The sequence below is a fragment of the Marinimicrobium sp. UBA4209 genome, from assembly GCF_002381585.1.
In the GTDB taxonomy this organism is placed as follows: Bacteria; Pseudomonadota; Gammaproteobacteria; order Pseudomonadales; family Cellvibrionaceae; genus Marinimicrobium; species Marinimicrobium koreense.
The window spans coordinates 41,033-42,657 of sequence record NZ_DFTP01000020.1; the positions used below are offsets into that span (position 1 = coordinate 41,033).

Consider the following 1,625-nt stretch of genomic DNA (forward strand, 5'->3'; position numbering starts at 1 on the left):
AACGAGGAAGGCGAGCCGCTTTTGGTGGGGTTGCATGATGAGGGGTTGGTGAGGTTGGATCCGGTGGATGGGTAGGGATTTTGCTGGGTACCTGTGTTTTCGGGGCGCCAGGCGTTATCATTCACCTTTAAGAGTCGTTCTGGAGCAGCCTACCGTCTCATGACCGCCATCAATCGGACACTAGCCATCATGTTTGCCGACGTTTCGGGCAGTTCAGCCCTGTATAAGCGTCTTGGCAACCTGTTAGCGAAGCGCTCAGTAGACGGTGCCATCGACATCATGACTCACGTGACCGAGAGCTATCAGGGGCATGTGGTCAAAACCCTCGGGGACGAGGTCATGGCCCGCTTCGATACCGCTCAGGCCGCCTGCGACGCTGCCGTTGCCATGCAGCGGGAAGCCCGCCATGCCGGGGTCGCGCTACGTATCGGTATTGCCTTCGGCCCGGCCCTGCTGGATGACAATGATGTGTTTGGGGAGGCGGTCAACGACGCGGCTTTTGTCGCCAAGGTGGCCCGGGCCAACCAGATTGTGCTCACCCAAACTCTGGTGGATGAGCTTCAGGGGGTTACCCGGGAGCACTGCCAGGAGTTTGACCGCGTGGCGGTCAAGGGCGAAACCCGGCACAGCCTGATTTACCGCCTGCAGTGGGAAACCCCGACCCAGAGCCACAGCGCCACCACGGTGATGTCGATCGAAGAGATCGCCGGAAAAATGAGCCGCTACCAGCTACACCTGACACTCGGTAATGAAGAACTGACCATTCACCCCGAGCAGACGCCCTATATTATCGGCCGAGACCCGATCAAGGCTCACCTGCACATTCAGTCCGGGCTGGCCTCGCGGGATCACTGCCATGTGATTTTCCGGCGCGGCAAGTTCGTGCTGGTGGATCACAGCACCAACGGCACCTACGTCTCGGGCCCGGATCAGCCGGAAATGTACCTGCGACGGGAAGAGTTTCCGTTGTTCGGTTCGTGCACCATCTCCATCGGACAACCGGCGGAGCGCGCCGGTGAATGGCTGATTCACTACCGACTGTAACTCCAATCACCTGACATTCATCGACCGCCGGACCCTATCATCGTGACCGATTCCCAAAACACACCGCGCCCCGCCGGACTGCTTCGCCGTTTTGCCGCCATGGTGTATGACAGCCTGCTGTTGATTGCCGTGGGGCTGGCCTACGGTGCGCTGGTGACGCTGCTTAACGTACTGATTCAGGGCGCGCCGACCGAGCGCGAAGCCATTGAGTGGGGTTATTGGCGATTTCCCGTGTTCATCGGACTGATTGCGGTATGGGTGGGCTTTTTCTATTATTTCTGGGGCCGTTCAGGACAGACTCTGGGGATGCGGGCCTGGCGATTGAAATTGACCGACGCGGCTTCCGGCCAGTTGCCGGCGCCCCGGCAACGGCTGATGCGAGGACTGCTAGCGCCTTTGTCGCTGTTTCTTGCGGGGCTGGGTTATTTCTGGTTGTGGGTCGATCCGAAAGGCCACACCCTGCACGGGCGCCTTAGTGGTACTCGTGTTTGGTTGATGCCGAAGGAGCCCAAGGCGTAGTCGTGCCGGATTGCCGCTTGGTTAATGGTGGATGACGGCCTGCGGCCTCCGAGGCGTCGGAC

At 59.9% G+C, this 1,625-nt stretch carries 2 protein-coding genes; both read left to right on the top strand.

Annotation, left to right across the window (positions count from 1 at the left end; translation table 11 throughout):
- Positions 1-159: 159 nt before the first annotated feature.
- The gene (locus B3187_RS03385; protein WP_286804578.1) at positions 160-1,044 is read left to right on the top strand and encodes an adenylate/guanylate cyclase domain-containing protein; all 885 of its coding nucleotides are present in this window, start codon (positions 160-162) and stop codon (positions 1,042-1,044) included.
- Between the two features lie 42 nt (positions 1,045-1,086).
- Complete coding sequence (locus B3187_RS03390) at positions 1,087-1,563, top strand: RDD family protein (protein ID WP_286804579.1); 477 nt, start codon at positions 1,087-1,089, stop codon at positions 1,561-1,563.
- Positions 1,564-1,625 lie beyond the last annotated feature (62 nt).

What these genes read in the sequence shown, in the direction of transcription:
- B3187_RS03385 (WP_286804578.1), top strand. Translation starts at nt 160, where the DNA reads ATGACCGCCATCAATCGGACACTAGCCATCATGTTTGCCGACGTTTCG.